The 20600-nt window shown below is 42.1% G+C and carries 18 protein-coding genes and 1 riboswitch; of the genes, 14 read left to right on the top strand and 4 right to left on the bottom strand.

Annotated elements, in window-relative coordinates; genetic code table 11:
* Positions 1–130 precede the first annotated feature (130 nt).
* On the top strand, positions 131–4468 hold the full coding sequence (locus ABE65_RS19795) for a pullulanase X25 domain-containing protein (RefSeq protein WP_082861603.1): 4338 nt from the start codon (positions 131–133) through the stop codon (positions 4466–4468).
* A gap of 88 nt (positions 4469–4556) precedes the next feature.
* On the opposite strand, the gene ABE65_RS19790 is transcribed toward ABE65_RS19795, so the two are convergent.
* Complete coding sequence (locus tag ABE65_RS19790; protein WP_066398820.1) at positions 4557–4826, bottom strand: hypothetical protein; 270 nt, start codon at positions 4824–4826, stop codon at positions 4557–4559.
* A gap of 201 nt (positions 4827–5027) precedes the next feature.
* Between ABE65_RS19790 and ABE65_RS19785 the strand changes: the two genes are divergently transcribed.
* The 9 genes from ABE65_RS19785 to yidC all read left to right on the top strand — a co-directional run bounded on the left by ABE65_RS19785 (position 5028) and on the right by yidC (position 13864).
* Positions 5028–6326: a YjiH family protein gene (locus ABE65_RS19785; protein ID WP_066398818.1), complete on the top strand. Its 1299-nt coding sequence runs from the start codon at positions 5028–5030 to the stop codon at positions 6324–6326.
* Positions 6327–6494: 168 nt separating this feature from the next.
* A complete protein-coding gene (locus ABE65_RS19780; protein WP_066398815.1) occupies positions 6495–8819 on the top strand; it encodes an Ig-like domain-containing protein in 2325 nt (774 codons plus the stop codon).
* A gap of 115 nt (positions 8820–8934) precedes the next feature.
* Positions 8935–9041: riboswitch (TPP riboswitch) on the top strand.
* A gap of 70 nt (positions 9042–9111) precedes the next feature.
* Complete coding sequence (gene tenI, locus ABE65_RS19775) at positions 9112–9732, top strand: thiazole tautomerase TenI (protein WP_066398812.1); 621 nt, start codon at positions 9112–9114, stop codon at positions 9730–9732.
* Positions 9716–10783, top strand: coding sequence for a glycine oxidase ThiO (gene thiO / locus ABE65_RS19770; protein ID WP_066398809.1), 1068 nt, complete (start codon positions 9716–9718; stop codon positions 10781–10783). The genes tenI and thiO overlap by 17 nt, the downstream gene beginning before the upstream one ends.
* 5 nt (positions 10784–10788) lie before the next feature.
* Entirely contained in the window at positions 10789–10983 is a 195-nt protein-coding gene (gene thiS, locus ABE65_RS19765; protein WP_231887919.1) for a sulfur carrier protein ThiS, read from the top strand.
* A 4-nt stretch (positions 10984–10987) separates the two neighbouring features.
* A complete protein-coding gene (locus ABE65_RS19760) occupies positions 10988–11755 on the top strand; it encodes a thiazole synthase (RefSeq protein ID WP_066398805.1) in 768 nt (255 codons plus the stop codon).
* Entirely contained in the window at positions 11752–12768 is a 1017-nt protein-coding gene (locus tag ABE65_RS19755) for a MoeB/ThiF family adenylyltransferase (protein WP_066398804.1), read from the top strand. Before ABE65_RS19760 ends, ABE65_RS19755 begins: the two co-directional genes overlap by 4 nt.
* A 38-nt stretch (positions 12769–12806) precedes the next feature.
* Entirely contained in the window at positions 12807–13088 is a 282-nt protein-coding gene (locus ABE65_RS19750) for a hypothetical protein (protein WP_066398802.1), read from the top strand.
* 26 nt (positions 13089–13114) lie between these two features.
* Complete coding sequence (yidC, locus tag ABE65_RS19745) at positions 13115–13864, top strand: membrane protein insertase YidC (protein ID WP_066398797.1); 750 nt, start codon at positions 13115–13117, stop codon at positions 13862–13864.
* Between the two features lie 58 nt (positions 13865–13922).
* On the opposite strand, the gene ABE65_RS19740 is transcribed toward yidC, so the two are convergent.
* A complete protein-coding gene (locus ABE65_RS19740) occupies positions 13923–14843 on the bottom strand; it encodes a DMT family transporter (protein ID WP_066398796.1) in 921 nt (306 codons plus the stop codon).
* A 353-nt stretch (positions 14844–15196) separates the two neighbouring features.
* Here ABE65_RS19740 and ABE65_RS19735 point away from each other — a divergent pair, with 353 nt between their 5' ends.
* The 3 genes from ABE65_RS19735 to ABE65_RS19725 all read left to right on the top strand — a co-directional run bounded on the left by ABE65_RS19735 (position 15197) and on the right by ABE65_RS19725 (position 18098).
* A complete protein-coding gene (locus tag ABE65_RS19735) occupies positions 15197–16129 on the top strand; it encodes a DMT family transporter (RefSeq protein WP_066398793.1) in 933 nt (310 codons plus the stop codon).
* Positions 16130–16216: 87 nt separating this feature from the next.
* Positions 16217–17167 carry an ABC transporter ATP-binding protein gene (locus ABE65_RS19730; RefSeq protein WP_066398791.1) on the top strand — a complete coding sequence of 317 codons (951 nt, stop codon included), beginning with the start codon at positions 16217–16219 and terminating at the stop codon, positions 17165–17167.
* Entirely contained in the window at positions 17139–18098 is a 960-nt protein-coding gene (locus tag ABE65_RS19725; protein ID WP_066398789.1) for an ABC transporter permease, read from the top strand. The genes ABE65_RS19730 and ABE65_RS19725 overlap by 29 nt, the downstream gene beginning before the upstream one ends.
* Positions 18099–18138: 40 nt before the next feature.
* On the opposite strand, the gene ABE65_RS19720 is transcribed toward ABE65_RS19725, so the two are convergent.
* Positions 18139–18609: a GNAT family N-acetyltransferase gene (locus ABE65_RS19720; protein ID WP_066398787.1), complete on the bottom strand. Its 471-nt coding sequence runs from the start codon at positions 18607–18609 to the stop codon at positions 18139–18141.
* A gap of 88 nt (positions 18610–18697) precedes the next feature.
* On the opposite strand from ABE65_RS19720, the gene ABE65_RS19715 reads away from it, so the two are divergent.
* The gene (locus ABE65_RS19715; protein ID WP_066398780.1) at positions 18698–19144 is read left to right on the top strand and encodes a DUF2569 domain-containing protein; all 447 of its coding nucleotides are present in this window, start codon (positions 18698–18700) and stop codon (positions 19142–19144) included.
* A gap of 69 nt (positions 19145–19213) precedes the next feature.
* Here the strand turns inward: ABE65_RS19715 and aceA are convergent, their stop codons facing one another.
* Positions 19214–20500 (bottom strand): isocitrate lyase, encoded by a 1287-nt coding sequence (gene aceA, locus ABE65_RS19710; protein ID WP_066398778.1) that lies wholly within the window; start codon positions 20498–20500, stop codon positions 19214–19216.
* Positions 20501–20600: the final 100 nt, after the last annotated feature.

Below are 20600 nucleotides of genomic sequence, written 5' to 3'. Positions count from 1 at the left end.
CCGAAGGACTCATTTCCAATATTTAAAAACATGGCATAATAAAAGGAATGAAAGCGTTATCTTATAACCATTTGTGCAAACGCTTTCGCTAATTTGCACACCAATAAAAGGGGGAAATGAAGTGAGGAAAATGAAATCTCGCAACAGAGTTTCTTGGTTACTGCTTTTTACGCTAATTTTGCAAACGTTTGCATCTGCATTACTCATACAACCATCTTCAACAAAAGCTGTGGAGCGCACCGTGACGCTTGTTGGAGATCTGCAATCTGAACTTGGCGGTTCAAGTGACTGGAACCCTGCAGACACTGCTACAAAAATGGAACTTCAACCGAACGGAAAGTACAAGCTTACTGGAAAACTTCCTGCCGGCACCTATGAATACAAGGTGGCGATCAATGGTTCTTGGGATGAGAACTATGGAGTGGACGGAAAACAAGGTGGCGACAACTACAAGCTGACGATCGACACGGAAAAAGAAGTGACATTCGTTTACGACGATACGACTCATAAATTAACGATTCCAGAACCACTTCCTGCCGAAAAAACACCGCGAATCGTAGGTGACATCCAGCCGGATATCGGAGCAGGTGGCGAGTGGACACCTGGTGAATCAACCGCTCTTTTACAAGATGAAGACGGTGACAACATCTACACATACACCGCACAAGTGCCAAAAGGAAAGCACGAATTTAAGATTGTGCTCGGCAACAATTGGGATGCACCAAATTACCCGACAGACAACTTGAAATTGAACGTACTAAAAGACTCAGAGATCACGTTTTTCTACAATCATGACACAAAAGAAGTGTACACGAACTATGACGCGGGTCTTCCTGATGGCAGCGTGAACGCAGGCAAGCTTCACCATGATACATGGAACGAAGCGTTTCGCGCGCCGTTTGGAGCGATCAAAGCTGGACAAGACGTAACACTGCGCCTTCAAACGAAAAAGGGCGATCTGACTGGCGCAAAGCTATATCTTCGTAACTATAACTCCGGCAATACAACGGTAAAAGATATGGTGAATGCTGGCTGGACGACAGTGAACGGCGAAGACATTGAGCTGTGGGAAGCTACAGTTACACCTGAAGAAAAAGGTGTGTACGGCTATAAATTCACCGCGCGTGATGCAGATGCGGTAAAAGAATATGGAGAAGATACGGGTGAAGGTGGAAAAGGAGCAGCAGCCGATACGAACGCCGCTCTATTCCAGATGACCGTGTACGATCCGTCTTATAAAACACCTGACTGGATGAAAGAGTCGGTTGTGTATCAGATTTTCCCGGACCGTTTTTATAACGGAAACAAAAAGAACGATAAAGCAAAAACAACAGCGCGTGGCACTGAGCCGATCGAGCACAGAGATTGGAATGAGCTGCCAGACAACCCTCGTCAAGCAGAAACAGAAGGCTATGATGGAGACGAAATTTGGTCGAACGATTTCTTTGGCGGCGATATTGCTGGTATCCAGAAGAAATTAGACTATATCGAGTCACTTGGCGTTAATACACTTTACTTAAACCCGGTCGCACATGCAGCATCCAACCATAAGTATGATGCGACGGACTATAAAGCGATGGATCCGATGTTTGGGTCACCAGAAGAATTTAAGGCTTTTACAAAAGAACTAAAAAAACGCAAGATGCATTTGATCCTTGATGGTGTATTCAACCATGTTGGAGACGATTCGATCTATTTTGACCGTTACGGCAAATATAAAACGGTCGGAGCGTACGAATATTGGGCAAGCATCTACGACTTGATGAGTTCAAAAGGTCTAACAGAAACAGAAGCAAAAAAACAAACAGAAGCGAAGTTCAAGAAAGAAGGACAAGAGTTTAGTCCATACGGCTTCCATAACTGGTTTAACATTGAGAATGAAAAAGTGAACGGTGTTTATAAATACCAAGCATGGTGGGGCTTTGACTCACTTCCTGAGATCAAATCGATTCCAGGTGAAGCGGTAGACTATGATTCAGAGTTGAACAACAAGCCGTTCGCAGACTATATCATGTATGACAAAGATTCTGCTGCAAAATCGTGGCTAGATCGTGGTGCATCAGGCTGGCGATTGGACGTTGCGAACGAAGTAGATACAGAGTTTTGGAGAGAGTTCCGAAAAGAACTTAAGGAAGGTAAGAAAGAAGATCCATTAATCCTAGGTGAGATCTGGGATGATGCGTCTGAATACTTCCTTGGTGATCTGTATGATTCGGTTATGAACTACCGTTTCCGCGGTGCGATGATCGATTACTTGAAGAACGGTAACGCAGAAGGTGCAGAGAACCAGATGAACGCCGTGTTTGAAGATTACCCACAAGAAGCGTTTTATGCGTTGATGAACTTGATGGGATCTCATGACACACCACGGGCAGCGTTTATCCTTGGAAACGGAACAGATTCTTACGAGCGTGCTGAGCTGGATCCGAAGTACGATCATGAGCTAGGTGTGAAACGACTGAAGCTTGCGGCAATCTTACAGATGGGCTATGCAGGAGCACCGACTCTTTATTATGGAGATGAAGCGGGTGTTACGGGTTCTAAAGATCCGGATGACCGCAGAACGTATCCATGGGGCTCTGAAGACAAAGATCTGATCAAGCATTATCAAAATATCGGAAAAGTACGTAGTGATTACCACGATCTCTTCAGTTATGGTGAGCTTCACCATCTATACGCTGAAAAAGATGTGCTAGCATACGCTCGTACAGATAAGAAAAATGCAGCTCTTGTAATCACAAACCGCGGCAACGAAGATAAGACCGTTGAACTGGACGTGAAGAAGCTGATCGTAAACAACGTAAAGCTAACAGATCAGCTGAACAAAAAGTACAAAACAGCTGTAAAGGATGGAAAGCTAACAGTAACTGTTCCTGCGATGAGTGGTCGTATGCTCGTTTCAGATAAGCACCAGAATCTGAAAGCGCCAAAAGCGGTGAAAGATGTAAAAGCGTCAGAAAGCAGTCACGCAGTTTCACTTTTCTGGAAAGGTGACGCAAAACGTTACGCAATCTATCAAACTACGATCTCTGGTGCTTTTTATGAAAAAGTAGCAGAAACGAAAGGCAACTCAATTAAGATTGATAACTTGAACAACGGACGCAAGTATTATTTTGCAGTGGTTGCCATTGATAAAAACAACAACGAATCTCTAAAAACAGAATCAAAAGCTGCGATTCCTCATGTGGCGTTAAAGGACGGAAACTATAACATTTCAAATGTAACAGCGTTAAAGAATGGTGTGATCGACCTATCTAACCCACAAACGGTTTCAGCTGATATCAAAATCACAGGTGAAACAGAAACAGATCTTGCAGAAGGCTTACAGAGTGAGCTGCAAGTAAAAGAGCCAGGCAAAACGAACTGGACATCTCATAAAGGGACGTACACCGCTCAAAACGGAGAATATAACACGTTTAGCGCAGATTTCTTACCTTTTAAAGAAGGAGCGTATCAATATCGTTATGCGTTCTCAACCGATTTAGGGAGAACGTGGGTGACGAGTGAAACAAAGACGGTTACCTTTACAAAAGGCGATGACACGACTGCTCCTGCAACATCAGTAACATTAGAAGAACCAGCGCAAGAATCAGGACAAGTGAATCTGAAATGGTCTGTAGAAGGCGCGAACGAGCCTTATCTGTTCACGATTGTGCGTGATGGAGAAGTTATCGACCAAGTTCTCGATACGAGTGCCACAACGTACAAAGATCTGAATGTAACGAACGGAAAAGTCTACAGTTACGAAGTGCACATCTACGACAAAGCCGGTAACAGCGTGAAGTCGAACGCCGTTCAGGTTACGCCTGACCTTGTTATGGTAAAAGTCACAATGAAAGTAAACGCACCAGCTTATACACCACAAGGCGTCGATGTGACGATGCCAGGCAGCAAGAACGGCTGGAACACAGGTGCGTGGAAGATGACGCGTGGCGGTGCAGTAACGAACGATTATGAATATACGTTTGAAGCGCAAGAAGGCGAAGTGATTACCTACAAATACGCAAAGAACAGCTCTTGGGATCAAGAAGGTCTTGCTGATCATACACCGGGTAATCCGAATGATGATGATGTAAGTTATTACGGATATGGTGCAACAGGAACAGATTTGAGTTTTGTTGTAACGAACCAAGGCGGCAATGCAATGGTCGTTCAAGATAAGATTTTACGATGGATCGATATGCCGGTTGTCGTTACTTCTCATACGGATGGCCAGACTGTAACATCTGACACGATTACCCTAAAAGGAAATGCCATCAAAGAAGGTGTGATGACGATCAACGGTCAGCCAGTTACAATCAACAATGACATGTCGTTCTCGCACACGGTGAATTTGAATGCAGGAGAGAACAAGCTGAACATTCATATCGAACCGTCAGAAGAGAACAAAACGACTATTTTTAAAAATGACGGCGGCGCAATTGGGAAGAACACGAAAGATATTGTGATGACGATTAATAAGAATTAGTTTGGTAGGGTGTCGCTTCTTTTGGGGAGCGGCATCTTTTTTATACAAAAAACGAGTAATTCCATAAGGAGTACTCGCTTTAAAAAATCTATTTTCTATACTTCTCTAAAATATTTTCGGTGACACTATCCACATCTTCATTACTTCTCTTCGCCTCAGCATACCTCTCATAATCCTCAGCTGAAACCTCTAACAAGAAGCTCTTCGGAAAAATATAAGGTTTTCCTTTATCTTGTTCGTCTAGATTGTTCAACACTTCCAGTTCGTCTTCGTTCTCTTTGTTGCGTTCAGAATCATATACAAACATCTTTCCATACTCTTCTTCTACACTTTTGTTCACGTTGATAAAATACTTCATGCACAAAACACTCCTGTTCTTTGATTATGTAACTGTTATTCCCTAGATACGTTGTCATCAGACATGTAAAGACACAAAAACGGAAGATAACCTATAAAAATTGTACAAGCACGACTCGTCATATTTCGAACTTTGTCCCGATAAGATGTAGAGAGGGCCTGACAAGTGCAGGCTCATCAAGCGGAAAGGGAGTTGGAAGTAATGAAAACTGCGGGTTCTTGGTCTCATTCTTTAAAATTTCTTTTGTTCAGTGCAGTTGGTATTTTCATGTTCTTCATTCCGATCACAGTGAAAGGAAAGTCGTCGATTCCACTCGATCACCTTGTAACGTGGGTAAGGGATACGGCGGGTGAAGCAGTGCCGCTTTATGCATTGCTCGTCATATTGCTCGGTGCTGTATATCCGTTCTACACGAAAACGTGGAACAAAGACCGAGTCACAACTACGTTCTCTTTATTAAAAGTTGTAGGACTCGTTGCAGCTGTCCTACTTTACTTTGAATGGGGTCCGAGCTGGTTGAGTGATCCGAACATGGGACCGTTCTTATTTGAGAAACTTGTGATTCCTGTTGGGTTGCTCGTTCCACTTGGAGCTGTCTTCCTAGCCTTTATTGTAGGATATGGGCTGATGGAGTTTATAGGGGTGCTCGTGCAAAAAATCATGAGACCCATTTGGAAAACACCGGGCAGATCAGCAGTCGATGCCGTCGCCTCCTTTGTCGGCAGCTATTCGATCGGTCTACTCATCACGAACCGCGTGTTTAAAGAAGGAAAATATACGGTAAAAGAAGCAGCGATCATTGCAACTGGTTTCTCTACCGTTTCTGCAACGTTCATGATCGTTGTGGCAAAAACGTTAGGGCTTATGGAGATGTGGAACACCTACTTCTGGACGACGCTCGTGGTCACTTTCTTAGTAACGGCAATCACTGTGAGAATTCGTCCGTTAAGCAGAATGGATGATACGTACTCAGGTGGGGAAGGTCAGCCTGAGGAAGAGGTGAATGAGAAATACTTGCAAACGGCTTGGAGAAACGCGATGGATTCCTCTCAGAATGCTCCAGCATTTTTTACAAATATCTGGTCGAATTTAAAAGACGGTTTTCTGATGGCGATGAGTATATTGCCTTCCATTATGAGTGTCGGTTTAATTGCCCTCTTGTTAGCAGAATACACGCCTGTTTTTGACTGGTTGGGCTACGTTTTCTATCCGATCACATGGGCCCTGCAGCTTCCCGATGCAATGCTTGCTGCAAAAGCGGCTTCCATCGGTGTTGCTGAAATGTTCCTGCCTGCACTCTTAGTAGCGGAAGCGGCAATTGTCACGAAATTTGTAATCGGCGTCGTCTCCGTAGCTTCCATTCTATTTTTATCCGCAAGTATACCGTGTGTACTCTCAACAGAAATCCCAATCAGTGTTCCAAAACTACTAATTATCTGGTTCCAGCGCACGGTTTTGGCATTGATTATAGCGACTCCACTAGCTTATCTGCTTCTATAAAAAAATAGATTCGTAAGGGTGCTGCTGAAGTGTTTTGGCAGCACCTTTTTTATGTTGTTTAGTAGTCAAGAACTATTTTCTAAAATTATCAAAAAATATCTTTATTTTTCCAGTTGTTATTGTATGATAATGAAGCAGTGATATGAATGGAATGGGGAGAAGAAAGAGTTGAAAAGGAAATTAGGTTCATTATTTTTAATGGTAGTATTGGTATTTAGCATTTTTCCTTTTACTAGTTTTGCAAACGATGACTTTCCGAGGTATGAGAGTTTATTAGTAAGTTCGCAACAAGCAAAAATAAACGAACGGGTTGGATTTGATCTTTATGCACCTGATTCCGCCTATTTTATGCTGGAAGCGCGTCTCACGTATCAGTCTCCGCAGGGAGAAGAACATGTAATTGAATTATCGGGTCCAGACCATTGGAAAGGACAGTTTACAGCTACTTCTTTAGAAGAAGTAGGTACGTGGCAGCTTCAGAGTATTTATCTATACGATGACAGCTATAACAGTAGTACGTTTACACGTGAACAAATAGAGCAACCTGAAGATTACGACTTTACTATATTAAATGAAGTGCAAGAAGTAGATGTAACAGCACCAACTGTGGATGCAATTACGTTTGAAAAAGAACAAGTGCAAGCCGGTGATTTTACAAAGGTTACTGTAACAGCAAGTGATGATACAGAAGTAGAGTGGATAACTCTTGGGCTTTATAATACAACTGGACGAGGAAACAATCACGTAACTGATTTTATTAAAACAGAAGATGGAACGTTTGAAGCCACGTGGTGGATTCCGCAGTTTACAGACCCTGGTGAGTGGAGAGTGGACTGGATATATGCTGGTGACGCAGCAGGCAATCAGTATAATTGGGACGATTATATGGGTGAGTACCCAACATTCTTTGACACCATTCAAGTGATGAATGACAATCCTGACAATACAGCACCAATGGTATCAAGCATTCAATTTGTAAATGAAAGCGTAGAAGCAGGCAAAGATAATACAATTCAGCTTGTGGCAGAAGATGATGTCTCTGGAATCAACTTTCTTTCAGTAGAATTGAGAAATGAAATGGGACAACGACTTTATATAGATGGAATCTATCCAAATGAAGAGGGCTCATGGTCAGCTGATTTTGTCGTTCCATCTTATATCAAAAATTCAACGCTTAAAGTATGGAATGTATACACACAGGACAATGCAGGAAATGTTGATCATCAGTTTTATGAAGAAGAATATCCAGTTGGATTTGATACATTTTTGGTTGTAAACGATAACGACGATGTGAATGCACCAATGATTGAAAGTGTAACATTTGAAAAAAATTCAATGGTTACTGAAGATTCAAATACAGTAAGAGTTGCGGCAAGTGACGATAGCAGTGGTATTGAAAGTATTGAGATTCATATGACGAGTCCGACGGGTAAAGGAGAAACGAGCACAGCCCTTTTCCCTAACGATGAAGGCATATTTATAGGGGAGTTTACAATTCCGCCTTACACTGAACCAGGTGAATGGAGAGTTTCTAAAATTATTGCTAAGGACTTTGCAGGTAATGTTTTAGAAAATATGTATTCAGCAGAAAACTATCCAAATACATTTGATACGTTTTCTGTAGAAAACACGGAATTTGATTTTACACCTCCAACAATTAATAAAGTAATTTTCCAAACACCAGAAGTAAAAGGTAACGAAGAAGTAAAACTAACAATTTACGCTGAAGATTCTCAAACCGTACCAGCTTATATAGAAATTGAATTAGTGAGTCCAAGTGGTACTCAGATGTTAAAAGGGAGCTCAGATTATTTGGATGAAAGCGGATTGATGCACACCACAATACCAATACCTAATGATGCTGAGTATGGAGATTGGTTTGTGAAACATATAAAAGTTATAGATTTAGCCGGAAACGAAGCGAATTATTCATACAGTAGTGAAGACTATCCAGCTGAATTTGGTAAGCTTTTTGTAAACAACGATAAGATTGCTCCAAGCATTCCTTTTGTTAATGAAGTTAGCGATAATACTACTATAATAACGGGCAATGCGGAGCCGCTATCAACAATTACTGTTTTAGCAGGTGGAGAGTTGTTGGCAAAAGGCCAGGCAACCAAAGATGGTACTTTTACCATTGAAATCCCCTCACAAAAAGTGGGGACTTTATTAACAATAAGTTCTGCTGATGCAGCGGGCAACGAGTCAAAAGTTGTAACTATTACAGTTTCAGATAAAACTGCGCCTAAAGCTCCAACCGTTGTTAAAGTGACAAAGGAAATGATTGCAGGGATGGCAGAACCTCAGTCTGCAGTTACAGTTACCGATCAAGTCGGAAATGTGATTGGTTCCTCTAAAGCAGATGAAAAGGGAAGCTTTGTGGTTAGGTTTATCAAACAAAAAAATCATGCTATTTTGTTTTCAAATGCAACGGATGCTGCTGAAAACAAAAGTGACATGGTAGAGATTTATATAAAGGAAGCTAGAAAATAGAGTGAACACCAGTCCGAGTAATTTACTTTGGCTGGTTTTTTGTACCTTATTTTCTGCAACAGGTTGTTATGAAAGCCCTTTATCGATAGAATGGTAGTATACAAAACTAAATAGTCATTACCACTAGGGGTGCCTTTGTTAAGGCTGAGATTAAAGTGAACTTTAAGACCCTTGGAACCTGATTTGGTTAGAACCAGCGTAGGGAAGTGGTGTGTGGATCAGATACTTCGCTATATATTCTTAAAAACTGTGAAACCACCTCTTTGCTGCATAAAGGAGGTGGTTTTTTATTGTGGAAAAACAGCTTCATGTGATTACCACGGGAAGACAAAATGATGATGTTTTAGTGAAAATAGCCGCAAACATTCATCCGTATATAACGATGCTGCATGTACGGGAAAAAACAAAGTCTGCTAAAGAAGTCAGTCATCTTATCGAACATCTGCAGAAAGCAGGAGTGCCTTCCTCTAAAATCATCGTAAATGATCGGGTGGATGTAGCTCTTTGCCTAGGCGTAAACGGTGTTCAGCTAGCACATCACAGTTTAAATGTGTCACAAGTGCGAAGAGCTCTGCCAGAAATGATAATCGGCTGCTCTGTTCATTCCTTTTCAGAAGCACAGAATGCTGAACATCATGGCGCCGACTTCATCATCTATGGTCATATTTTTAAGACGGCGTCCAAACGTGATGCAGAGCCAAGAGGGGTAGATCAGCTTCAACGTGTAGTAGATCAAACCACAATTCCAGTCATCGCGATCGGAGGCATCACACCAGAAAACGTACGGAATGTCATCGAAACGGGTGCAACTGGAATCGCAGTGATGTCGGGCATTTTAGAAGCAAAATCACCACTACAAGCTGTGAAGCTGTACAAACAACAACTGGAGGTGTGGGATGCGCAAAACGTATGATGCCATCATTATTGGAGGCGGCGTAATCGGCTGTTCCATCGCCTATGAGCTTTCTAAACGAAACAAGTCTGTGCTGCTTCTTGAAAAAGAAACAATTGGTAACAGGGCTTCAAGTGCTGCAGCTGGCATGCTTGGTGCAGAGATGGAGTTTCAGAGCGATCATCCACTCTATGTGCTCGCAAAAGAAAGTCGGGACTCTTTCAGCTCTCTATCACAGGAGCTTTTCAATGTTTGTGGAATAGACATCGAACTAATTCAGAAGGGGATCTATGAGCTGGCTTTTACAGAGAGTGAAGCAGTTGATCTTAAAAGGGAAGCGGCTGAGCGTCATGATCAATGTGAAGCAGTTTTCTTGCTTCCAGCACACGACCTACTTAGGGAAGAACCTGCGTTGTCGCAACTTGTAAAGGGAGCTCTCTATTTTGAAAAAGATGCTCAAGTATCACCTTATAAACTTACCCACGCTTTTTATCAATCTGCAAAAATTCTCGGAGCTGAAGTTAAAGAGCATGCCAAAGTGGTTCAACTTCTGCAAACTGACAACAAAGTGACTGGCGTCGTAACAACGAAGGAAACATTTCATGCTGATCGCATCATAATAGCCGGAGGTGTGTGGAGCTCTGAACTAGAGCCTTCCCTTAACATGGTGCCGGTGAAAGGGGAATGTCTTTCTTTTAAAACACAGCGCCCACTCCTCACAGGCACTGTTAAATACAAAAACTGCTACCTCGTTCCAAAGCGAGAAAACCGAATTTTTGTCGGAGCGACAAGTACACCACACGTCTTTGATGAAGAAGTTACATTTTCAGGTCTTTTTGAATTGATGGAGAAAGCAAAGCAGATTATGCCAGATTTGCGAGATGCTCATTTTGAAAAAGCATGGGGAGGCATAAGACCTCAAACACTATCTGGTACACCTTATATAGGACCACATCCTCGTAAAAAGGGACTCATTCTTGCAACAGGACATTACCGAAACGGCATTCTGCTTTCCGCTATAACGGGAAAAAGGATTGCCGACTATATGAAAAGTGAGGTACACAGTTCGTGAAACTTATGATAAATGGAGAAGAGGTCATGGTGCCAAACTCTTTGCAGTCAATTAAAGATCTGCTGAAGCACCTTAACTTACATGACCAAGTTGTGATTGCAGAAGTGAACGAAGATATTATTGATAATCAAAAACAAAGTGATACTCAAATAAAAGAAAACGACAAGATCGAACTTGTTCGATTTGTTGGCGGAGGTTGATTGTATGTTACACATTGGACCCTATTCCTTTTCATCACGTTTATTATTAGGTACAGGCAAATATCCGGACTTCAAAACACAAAAAGAAGCGGTAGAGGTTTCTGGTTCTGAAATTTTAACGTTTGCGGTTCGTCGGATGAACATCTTTGAAGCAAATCAGCCAAACTTTTTAGAGATGCTTGATCTAAAGAAATACACGTTGTTACCAAACACAGCTGGTGCGAAGACAGCGGCAGAGGCGGTTCGAATCGCAAAACTGGCGAAAGCATCGGGATTATGTGATATGGTAAAAGTAGAAGTCATCGGATGCGACAAAACGCTGTTGCCGGATCCGGTAGAAACGCTTAAAGCCACAGAAGAGCTATTAAAAGAAGGATTCATCGTGCTTCCTTATACGTCAGATGATGTTGTTCTCGCTAGACGTTTAGAAGAACTGGGCTCACATGCGATCATGCCTGCCGCTTCTCCGATCGGTTCCGGGCAAGGAATCATCAACCCGCTTTATTTAAAATTCATCATACAGCAGACGAAGGTTCCTGTAATTGTTGATGCAGGGATCGGCAGTGCGAGTGATGCGATGATCGCGATGGAGCTCGGAGCAGACGGTGTGTTGTTAAACACAGCCGTTGCGGGTGCGAAGGATCCTGTGAAGATGGCCCACGCGATGAAAATGGCAGTTGAAGCTGGAAAGCTAGGGTATGAAGCGGGAAGAATCCCAAGAAAAGAAACGGCAACAGCGAGCAGTCCTTTAGAAGGGTTGAGTGTGAAGTGAATGGACGATATTCAAGACAGGAATTATTTAGCCCGATCGGTATAGATGGGCAAGCGAAAATTCGAACAAAGAGCGTGCTCATCGTTGGCGCAGGTGCGCTTGGAGCGGGAAGTGCTGAAGCTCTTACGCGTGCGGGAGTGAAACGAATCGTACTCGTCGATCGCGATTATGTGGATTGGACGAACCTTCAGCGTCAGCAGCTTTATTCTGAAGAAGATGCGAAGAGACAGCTGCCCAAAGTAGTTGCTGCAAAAAATAGATTGAACCAGATTAATTCTGAAGTAGAGATTCAAGCACATGTGATGGACATGGGGATTGAGGAAGCAGAAGAATTGATCTCCGGCATCAATCTGATTATGGATGCGACCGATAATTTTGAGACGCGTTTGTTGATTAACGACCTGGCTCAAAAATATGAAATTCCGTGGATTTACGGGGCGTGTGTTGGAAGCTATGGCATCTCTTACACGATCTTACCTGGAGAGGGGCCGTGTTTGAACTGTTTGCTCGATAAGATTCCGGCGAACGGCCAAACATGTGACACGGCAGGAATCATCTCTCCAGCTGTTCAGATGGTCACCGCTTATCAAACAGCCGAGGCGTTAAAGATTTTAGTGGAGGATTATGCATCTATCCGGAAGAAGATCGTCACATTTGATACGTGGACGAATCAGCATGTTCAACTAGGGATGGGAAAGGCGAAAAAGGTAGACTGTCCATCTTGCGGAGCTAACCCAACGTATCCTTATCTAGAAAAAAGTAATGCGTTAAAAACAGCTGTTCTTTGCGGGCGGGATACTGTTCAGATTCGTCCCGCTCACACGATTGAAATAAATTTAACAGAGATGGAGAAGAGATTACTGCCACATGGAGAAGTTCGCTGTAATCCATACCTACTAGAGCTTCAGAGCGGCAGTCACCGCCTCGTTCTTTTTAAAGATGGCCGTGCGCTTGTACATGGCACGAAAAATATGGCAGAAGCAAAATCTCTGTATCATAGATATATTGGGTGAAACTTTAGTATAATTGTTACTAGGAGGTGATTTGATTTATGGAGTTTTTTGATCTGATCTATCAGACAGATACGCTCGTTTTATCCATTAGTATCGCGCTAACGTTCATTATTGCTAAACAGCTGTCAGTCGTTAATCGATCTCTTGTTCATCGATCAAATCACCATGTGAAAAAGGACAGGCTATGTTCCGAGATGATGATGACCGATTCTCACCTCGTTCAAAATTATTGTTTCATTCGAGATGAGATCGCACGGACGATGTTTAGAAAAGAATCGCCTGATGATAAAGAAGGGCACGTTTCCTCCTTGTTTGCTTAAAGTTTTCATAACAAGGAGGAACAACTTTGAAGAAATATATATCCATCCTTTCATTACTAGCTATTTTTCTTTTATCCGGCTGCAATAAAGCGCCGATTACCGCAGATAGCCCGGGGATCTGGAACCATTTTTTCATCTACCCGTTTTCAGAGCTCATTCAATATGTGGCGTATCTGTTTAACGATAGCTATGGGATTGCGATCATCATCTTAACGATCGTAATACGATTCCTGATCATGCCGTTAACGTTGAAACAGACGAAGAATCAGGAAAAGATGAAGGAGATTCAGCCGGAAATTCAACAGCTTCGTGAAAAACACACAGGCAAAGATCGAGAATCTCAACTGAAATTACAGAATGAATTGATGGCTGTTTATAAAAAACATGAGGTGAACCCGTTTTCAATGGGGTGTTTGCCGCTATTGATCCAGATGCCGATTTTGTTTGCATTCTATTATGCGATCATCAAAACGAAAGAGATCGCTCTGCACAATTTTCTTTGGTTTAACCTAGGGACAGCAGATCCCATCCATCTGCTGCCAGTGTTAGCGGCTTTAACAACATTCATCCAATATAAAATGAGTACAACAGAGCTTGCTGCATCTAATCCGCAAATAAAAATGATGGGTTACGTGATGCCGATCATCATCCTATTTTCTGCATGGAAGCTTGCTGCTGTTTTGCCTCTTTATTGGATGGTCGGGAATGTGTTTTTGACGATTCAAAATGTGGTGCTGCAAAAACGGAAGAAGAAAGCAGCGTCTATAACTTCGTAATAAGAAAACGACCAGATTTTTTAAAATCTCTGGTCGTTTTTATGTCGTTCACCATGTTTTAAGCCGCATGTTTTTTGCGTAATCTTCTGTTCCGAATCTCTTCAACAGCCCCAGAGCCTAAGAGTACACCGGTGATAATGAGCAGAAATCCGAAAATATGCTGAAACAAAATCTGTTCATCTAAAAAGAGATACGCACCAACGAGAGCGAAGAATGGATTCAGGTTAATAAAGATTGAAGCTTCTGATGCTCCGATTTTACCGATTGCCTCATTATAGAGCATGTGACCCACAGCTGTCGCAATACAAGCTGATGCAAAATAGATCAGCCATAGTGAAACGGTCGAATTCTCAACAACACCGGCAAATCCTTGTGGCTCTTCAATCAATCCGATCACGATCAAGAACAATGAACCCATCACCATCATATAACCGGTCATGAGTCGTGGATCCAAGGTGTGTGCCACACGTTTGATCAGTATGAAACTTACCGCTTGTGTGAGTACAGATAATAAAATGTATCCATCACCGAACGAGATCCCTGCTACCTGACTGTTGCCTTCCAAAACGATGAACGCAACGCCAGAGAAACCAAGAAGAAGTCCGATTGATTTTAAGAGCGTAAGAGGAGTTCCTAAAAACGAGATAGCTAGAATGGTCGTGAGAAGTGGCGACATTCCCATGATCAATCCGCCGTTCGTGGCCGTTGTTTCGGTTAAGCCGATCGAAAGAAAATAGTGATGCGCGACCACATTAAAGATTGATGCTAGAAAGACATACCAGAACTCTTTTTTTGTCAGCCACCGCACTTTTTTTATTATAGAGAGAAGCAGAAATACGGTTAAGCCCGCCGTTAGAACACGAATTCCAGTGATGGTAACAGGCAAAAAGTTCGTAACCAAAATTTTCGTAGCGGTTACATTTAAGCCCCACACCACCATCACTAGGAATAAAATCACATACGTCCGATACGCTTTCATTATGTCATCTTCTTTCTTCTGCTTATTACTTCATAAAGTAAAGTATTTCAATGATTTTAATTTCCATTGTACAGCATTCAAAGTGGATTTACAGGAAAAAAGCTTACAAATTTTAGATTGAGGCGAAATGACCATATCTACTTTAAAAGGTAGTCTGCTATAGTGGGAGAAAATGATTTTAGTCGCTGCTGATTAGGGGGCAGGCAGGCAAACGTTTTCTGTTCAGGTTTGTCGAATGGCCTTTATTTTTGATTTTTGACTTAATTGGTCGCTGTTTAGACTTAATCTACTCTCAAAACGACCTTATTGAAGCTCAAAACGACTTAATCTCAAAAAAAGAGGTGATTCACACCGTGCAAAAAGTTAACCCGTATGTACTTTTAGTGGTCGCAAACTTAATCTGGGGCGGAAATTTTGTGATCGGACGTGCCATAGCGAGCAGTTTACCGCCTGTAACACTCTCTTTTTTGCGATGGTGTACGGCGTTTCTCATTTTCCTTCCGTTTGCCGTACCCTTTTTACAAAAAGAATGGCAGATGCTAAAAAGACATTGGCAAGTCGTCCTCATCTTATCAATTACTGGAATCACGGGCTTTAATACGCTTCTGTACATCGCCTTGCACTTTACGACGTCCATTAATGCATCCATCGTTAACACATCAACGCCGATTCTGCTTTTCCTATTGTCGTTTGCTTTTCTCAAAGAGAAGCTTAACGCAAAACAGATAGCTGGAGCCCTGATTTCACTCATTGGACTGCTATTTATTATCTCAAAAGGCTCAATCACAGTTTTACTCCAGTTGTCGTTTAATAAAGGTGACTTAATTGTAATCGGAGCTGTGATCTGCTGGAGCATTTATTCGCTTCTTATTCGAAGATATGCGGGAATTCTCCCTACATACAGCACGTTCATTGTAACGGCGTTTCTTGGCATACTCATCTTGCTGCCATTTTCCATACGTGAGATGCAAACAGAAGAAATAGTATGGTCACTTGGCACTATCGCAACCATTCTTTACACGGGGATCTTTGCATCAATCGTTGCGTTCATGTCTTGGAATATGGCGGTTGAGCGGGTGGGTCCGAGTAAAGCTGGAGTCTTTTTGAACCTGATCCCTGTGTTTGCTGCAATCTTTGCCGTTATTTTTATAGACGAAACACTGGCATGGTATCAAGGAGCGGGCGGTGTGCTCGTTATACTGGGTGTTTTTATCTCAACACGCGTTACAAAAAGAGAAAAGCATATATCAAAAGCAAGTAGAAGTGTTAAAGTGATAAGTAAATAATTTACAAAATTTACGAAACTTTTCTTTTGTCTCAGTCGTATTACAGTGAGAAAAGAGAGAGTTATGATAGGAGGAATTGGGGAGCGCATGACAACACATACGTTAGAACTTAAAAACTTAACGAAAAAGATCAAAGGCAAGACCATTGTGGATGATCTATCGTTTTCGGTAAGAGAAGGTGAGATTTTCGGTCTGCTTGGTCCGAACGGAGCGGGTAAAACAACAACGATTCGAATGATTGTTGGGCTGATCTCTATCACGGACGGAGACGTTTTGATTAACGGTGACAACCTGCGAGGGAACTTTGAAAAAGCGATGGAACGCGTTGGCGCGATCGTTGAAAATCCGCAGCTCTACGATTATATGTCAGGTTACAAAAATCTTATGCAATATGCACGGATCATGCCGGATGTGACGAAGGAAAGAATTGACGAAGTGATCGAGCTCGTCGATCTAAAGTACGCGATTAACGATAAGGTAAAAACATACTCGCTTGGTATGAGACAGCGACTGGGTGTAGCTCAGGCACTTTTACATAGACCGAACGTGTTAATTCTGGACGAACCGACAAACGGTCTCGATCCACAAGGCATCTATGACCTTCGTAACTATTTACGTCTACTCGCGAACAACGGTACCTCTGTGATTGTTTCTTCGCACATGCTTGCTGAGATGCAGATGATGTGTGACCGTGTTGCCATTATTCAACATGGAAAGCTTGTGCGTATCGACGAGATTCTGAACCAAGAAGACGAAGCCGATGTGAAGGTTCATTTCCAAATTGAAGGAGACGTAACACAGGCTAAACAAGTCCTTCTAAATTTAAACGAAGATCTGAACGTAACGGAGTCAGGTCAAGAACTGATCGTCCAAACAGCAGACGTTCGATTTATAGCTGAAATGAACAAACAACTTGTTCTCGCAGGCGTTCTCGTTGTTGGTATCCAACGCAAAACAAAAACGCTTGAAGAACGATTCTTAGAAATGACAAAGAAAGGGGGAGATCTGAATGAAGTGGCTGTCCCTGTTAACGAATGAATGGATAAAAATATTTAGCCGAACACGTACATGGATCTTCCTTGCTATCCCAATCGTTATCATTATCGGTATCGCTGTTTATGATAAGGTAACAACAGATGTAGAAGTGAACGAAAATTGGAAGCAAGAATTGACTGAAACGATTAAGAATGACGAGAAGACTCTAGATGAAGCAAAGAAAAACAATGATGATGAAGTCTATATAGAATATTTAGAATCCACCATCAAGCAGAACGAATATGCCATTGCTAATGATATTTCTCCTTATGAAACGACCGCTTGGCAGTTCACGAAAGACATGTCGTGGCTTTCAATTTTTATCGGATTGTTCGTAATCGTAGTGGCTAGTGATATCGTATCTAATGAATTTGCAAAAGGGACGATCAAGATGCTTCTGATCCGCCCTTATAGTAGATGGAAAATTCTTTTATCTAAATTCGTTGCAACACTCGGCTTCGCGTTCTTAATGTGGCTTGTTGTTATTCTAGTGACATGGCTGGTAGGTGGCCTTGCCTATGGATTTGGAGGCATGGATCAGTCGTACTTGATCACAGCAGAAGATGGGCAAGTGAAGGAAAGGCTGATCGTGGAGTACGTGTTTGCTAACATCGGTGTAGAATTTATTGAATTAACAACACTCGTGGCTATGTCATTCATGATTTCAACCTTGTTCATGAGTAACTCTGTCGCAATCGGTGTGGCAATGTTTACGATGTTTGCCGGTAACATTATTGTTACTCTTCTTGCCAACAAAGATTGGGTAATCTACACGTTGTTTGCCAACATGGATCTTAGTGTATTAATCGATGGACAGAATCAAATGATTAAGGACTTAACGCTACCATTCTCTATTAGCGTTCTCGCCGTATACACGGTGGTCATGCTCGCGATTACGTTTACAGTCTTCCAAAAGCGTGATGTGAAAGCTTAATAGAACGAGAAAGAGGCTGACTTTTATCAGCCTCTTTTCTTTATTTTTTTAACAAAGCAGGCTGCTTTTCCATAAAAACAAAGATGGTTTCTTCAAAGTCTAATTTATGGCTTTTAAACGCTTTGTAGCCCAGCTTCTCGTAAAAAGAGATATTTTTCACGCTCTTGCTGCCGGTGTATAATTCGTAACGGTATCCAGCGAACAATTGCTCAATCTCTTGTACTAACTTTCTACCGATGCCTCTGTTCTGAAAGTCAGGGTGGACCATGAGCTTACCTATATAGCACGTTCCTTCGTTTTCATGAGCTTTGACGGAGCCAATAATTTTACCGTTAAATAGATACTTCAATACGTGGTGGGTTCTTATGCTTTCTTCCACATCAGCGACCGTTTGCTTAAGAGGCTGAATATCAAAGTTTCCGTATAATTCAGCCTCACTCACATAAGCGATTTTTTGTAACGCAAGTATCTCAGCAGCATCAAAAACAGTAGCTGTTTTTATCATTTCCATAACATGACTCCTGACCTGTTTAATTTTAGATATAATATTCAAGTTAGATTTAATTTATCCTTCATGGAAAAAGAAAAGGGGACGAACATTGAAGACACAACCAAAACAAAAAGAAGATTTGAAAGGTTTGGGAGGCTGGCTGATTCTAGTAGGAGTGGGACTCATCTTAGCTCTGCCGTATAAATTAGATGCTGTACAAGTGGGATTTCATGCAATCAGAGGTTATGAATTCAAATCATTATTATTAAAGTACGTCGTATACGGAGAGTTCATCTTTAACATCGGATTGATCGGATTGAACGTGTATCTTCTCTATCTCTTTTTTACGAAAAAAAAAGCTTTCGTGAAGACTTGGATCTTTTTGCTGCAGATTTCGTTAGTTTTTGCGGTTTTAATCGATTTGTTACTTCTCTTTGTAGAAGAAATAAACACAGAAACGCCGTTTGTAAACTCAGCCTCTGCGTTATTGGCGTTCATCATCTGGTCAACGTATGCAAAAAAATCGTGGCGTGTTCAAAATACCTTTATAAATTGAATGCTAAAAAGGACAGGGGCATCTGCACCTGTCCTTTCTCTATTTATCTCCTATCCAATAACTCTATCTCTACGCTTTTTGTGACTGAAATTGGTCTTCTTCTGTAGATCCTTTAAGAGCTGTTGTTGAAGCGGTACCACCTGAAACGAGCTGTGTGACTTCATCAAAATAGCCAGTTCCTACTTCACGCTGGTGGCGAGTTGCGGTATAGCCATCGATCTCACTATCAAACTCTCTTTGTTGAAGCTCAGAATAAGCACCCATGCCTCTCGCTTTGTAGCCTTTTGCAAGCTCGAACATGCTGTGGTTCAGTGCATGGAACCCTGCAAGTGTAACGAACTGGAACTTATAGCCCATCGCTGCAAGCTGCTGCTGGAACGTTTCAATTGTCGCGTCATCTAGCTTCTTTTTCCAGTTAAAAGAAGGAGAACAGTTGTAGGCTAATAGTTTACCAGGAAACTGCTCGTGGATCGCATCTGCAAAAAGTTGCGCTTGTTCTAAGTTCGGTTCACTTGTTTCACACCAGATCAAATCAGCATAAGGAGCATAAGCAAGACCGCGTGCGATTGCTTGGTCGAGTCCCGCATTCGTACGGTAAAAACCTTCAGCTGTTCGCTCACCAGTAATAAAAGCGCGATCGACCGGGTCGATGTCACTCGTGATCAAGTCAGCCGCATCAGCATCTGTACGTGCGATCAGAATCGTTGGCGTTCCCATCACATCTGCCGCCAGACGAGCAGAGATCAAGTTACGTACAGCCGTCATCGTCGGCAGCAGTACTTTTCCACCTAAATGTCCGCACTTTTTCTCAGAAGATAACTGATCTTCAAAGTGAACAGCTGACGCTCCAGATTCGATCATGCCTTTCATCAGTTCGAACACGTTCAGTTGTCCGCCAAAACCTGCTTCTGCATCGGCAACGATCGGAAGGAAATAATCCACTTCGTTTCCACCTTCCATGTGCTGAATCTGATCAGCGCGCTGAAGAGCAGAGTTAATGCGTTTTACCACGTGTGGCACAGAGTTTGCCGGATATAAACTTTGGTCAGGATACATGTTTCCAGAAAGGTTGGCATCTGCTGCGACCTGCCAACCGCTTAAGTATACGGCTTTCAGACCTGCCTTTGCTTGTTGAACTGCCTGATTGCCTGTTAGTGCTCCTAAAGCGTTTACATATGTTTCGTTCTGAAGCAGATCCCAAAATTTTTCGGCACCCTTTTTTGCAAGGGTATGCTCGATATCGATAGACCCGCGTAAGCGAATAACCTCTTCTGCTGTATAAGGACGCTGAACACCTGACCAGCGCTCTTCGTTTTGCCACATATTCTGTAATTTCTCCACACGTGATTGACTCATTAATCTCTCTCCTTAAGGTTTATATTTTAGATTTTTATTGTTGAAAAGTGGGTAGCGTAAAGTTAACTCAAGTTGTTCTTGTGGGTGATTAATCTCCGTT

This window comes from Fictibacillus phosphorivorans, assembly GCF_001629705.1.
Classification (GTDB): Bacteria; Bacillota; Bacilli; order Bacillales; family Fictibacillaceae; genus Fictibacillus; species Fictibacillus phosphorivorans_A.
Note: the sequence above shows the minus strand (reverse complement) of the source record. Positions and strands in the feature narration are given on the sequence as shown.

Coding starts and splice junctions, on each gene's coding strand:
- thiO (WP_066398809.1), top strand. CDS start 9,716: ATGCGCAAAACGTATGATGCCATCATTATTGGAGGCGGCGTAATCGGC.
- ABE65_RS19730 (WP_066398791.1), top strand. CDS start 16,217: ATGACAACACATACGTTAGAACTTAAAAACTTAACGAAAAAGATCAAA.
- ABE65_RS19795 (WP_082861603.1), top strand. CDS start 131: ATGAAATCTCGCAACAGAGTTTCTTGGTTACTGCTTTTTACGCTAATT.
- ABE65_RS19720 (WP_066398787.1), bottom strand. CDS start 18,609: ATGGAAATGATAAAAACAGCTACTGTTTTTGATGCTGCTGAGATACTT.
- ABE65_RS19790 (WP_066398820.1), bottom strand. CDS start 4,826: ATGAAGTATTTTATCAACGTGAACAAAAGTGTAGAAGAAGAGTATGGA.
- ABE65_RS19785 (WP_066398818.1), top strand. CDS start 5,028: ATGAAAACTGCGGGTTCTTGGTCTCATTCTTTAAAATTTCTTTTGTTC.
- thiS (WP_231887919.1), top strand. CDS start 10,789: ATGATAAATGGAGAAGAGGTCATGGTGCCAAACTCTTTGCAGTCAATT.
- ABE65_RS19725 (WP_066398789.1), top strand. CDS start 17,139: ATGAAGTGGCTGTCCCTGTTAACGAATGAATGGATAAAAATATTTAGC.
- ABE65_RS19750 (WP_066398802.1), top strand. CDS start 12,807: ATGGAGTTTTTTGATCTGATCTATCAGACAGATACGCTCGTTTTATCC.
- ABE65_RS19740 (WP_066398796.1), bottom strand. CDS start 14,843: ATGAAAGCGTATCGGACGTATGTGATTTTATTCCTAGTGATGGTGGTG.
- ABE65_RS19760 (WP_066398805.1), top strand. CDS start 10,988: ATGTTACACATTGGACCCTATTCCTTTTCATCACGTTTATTATTAGGT.
- aceA (WP_066398778.1), bottom strand. CDS start 20,500: ATGAGTCAATCACGTGTGGAGAAATTACAGAATATGTGGCAAAACGAA.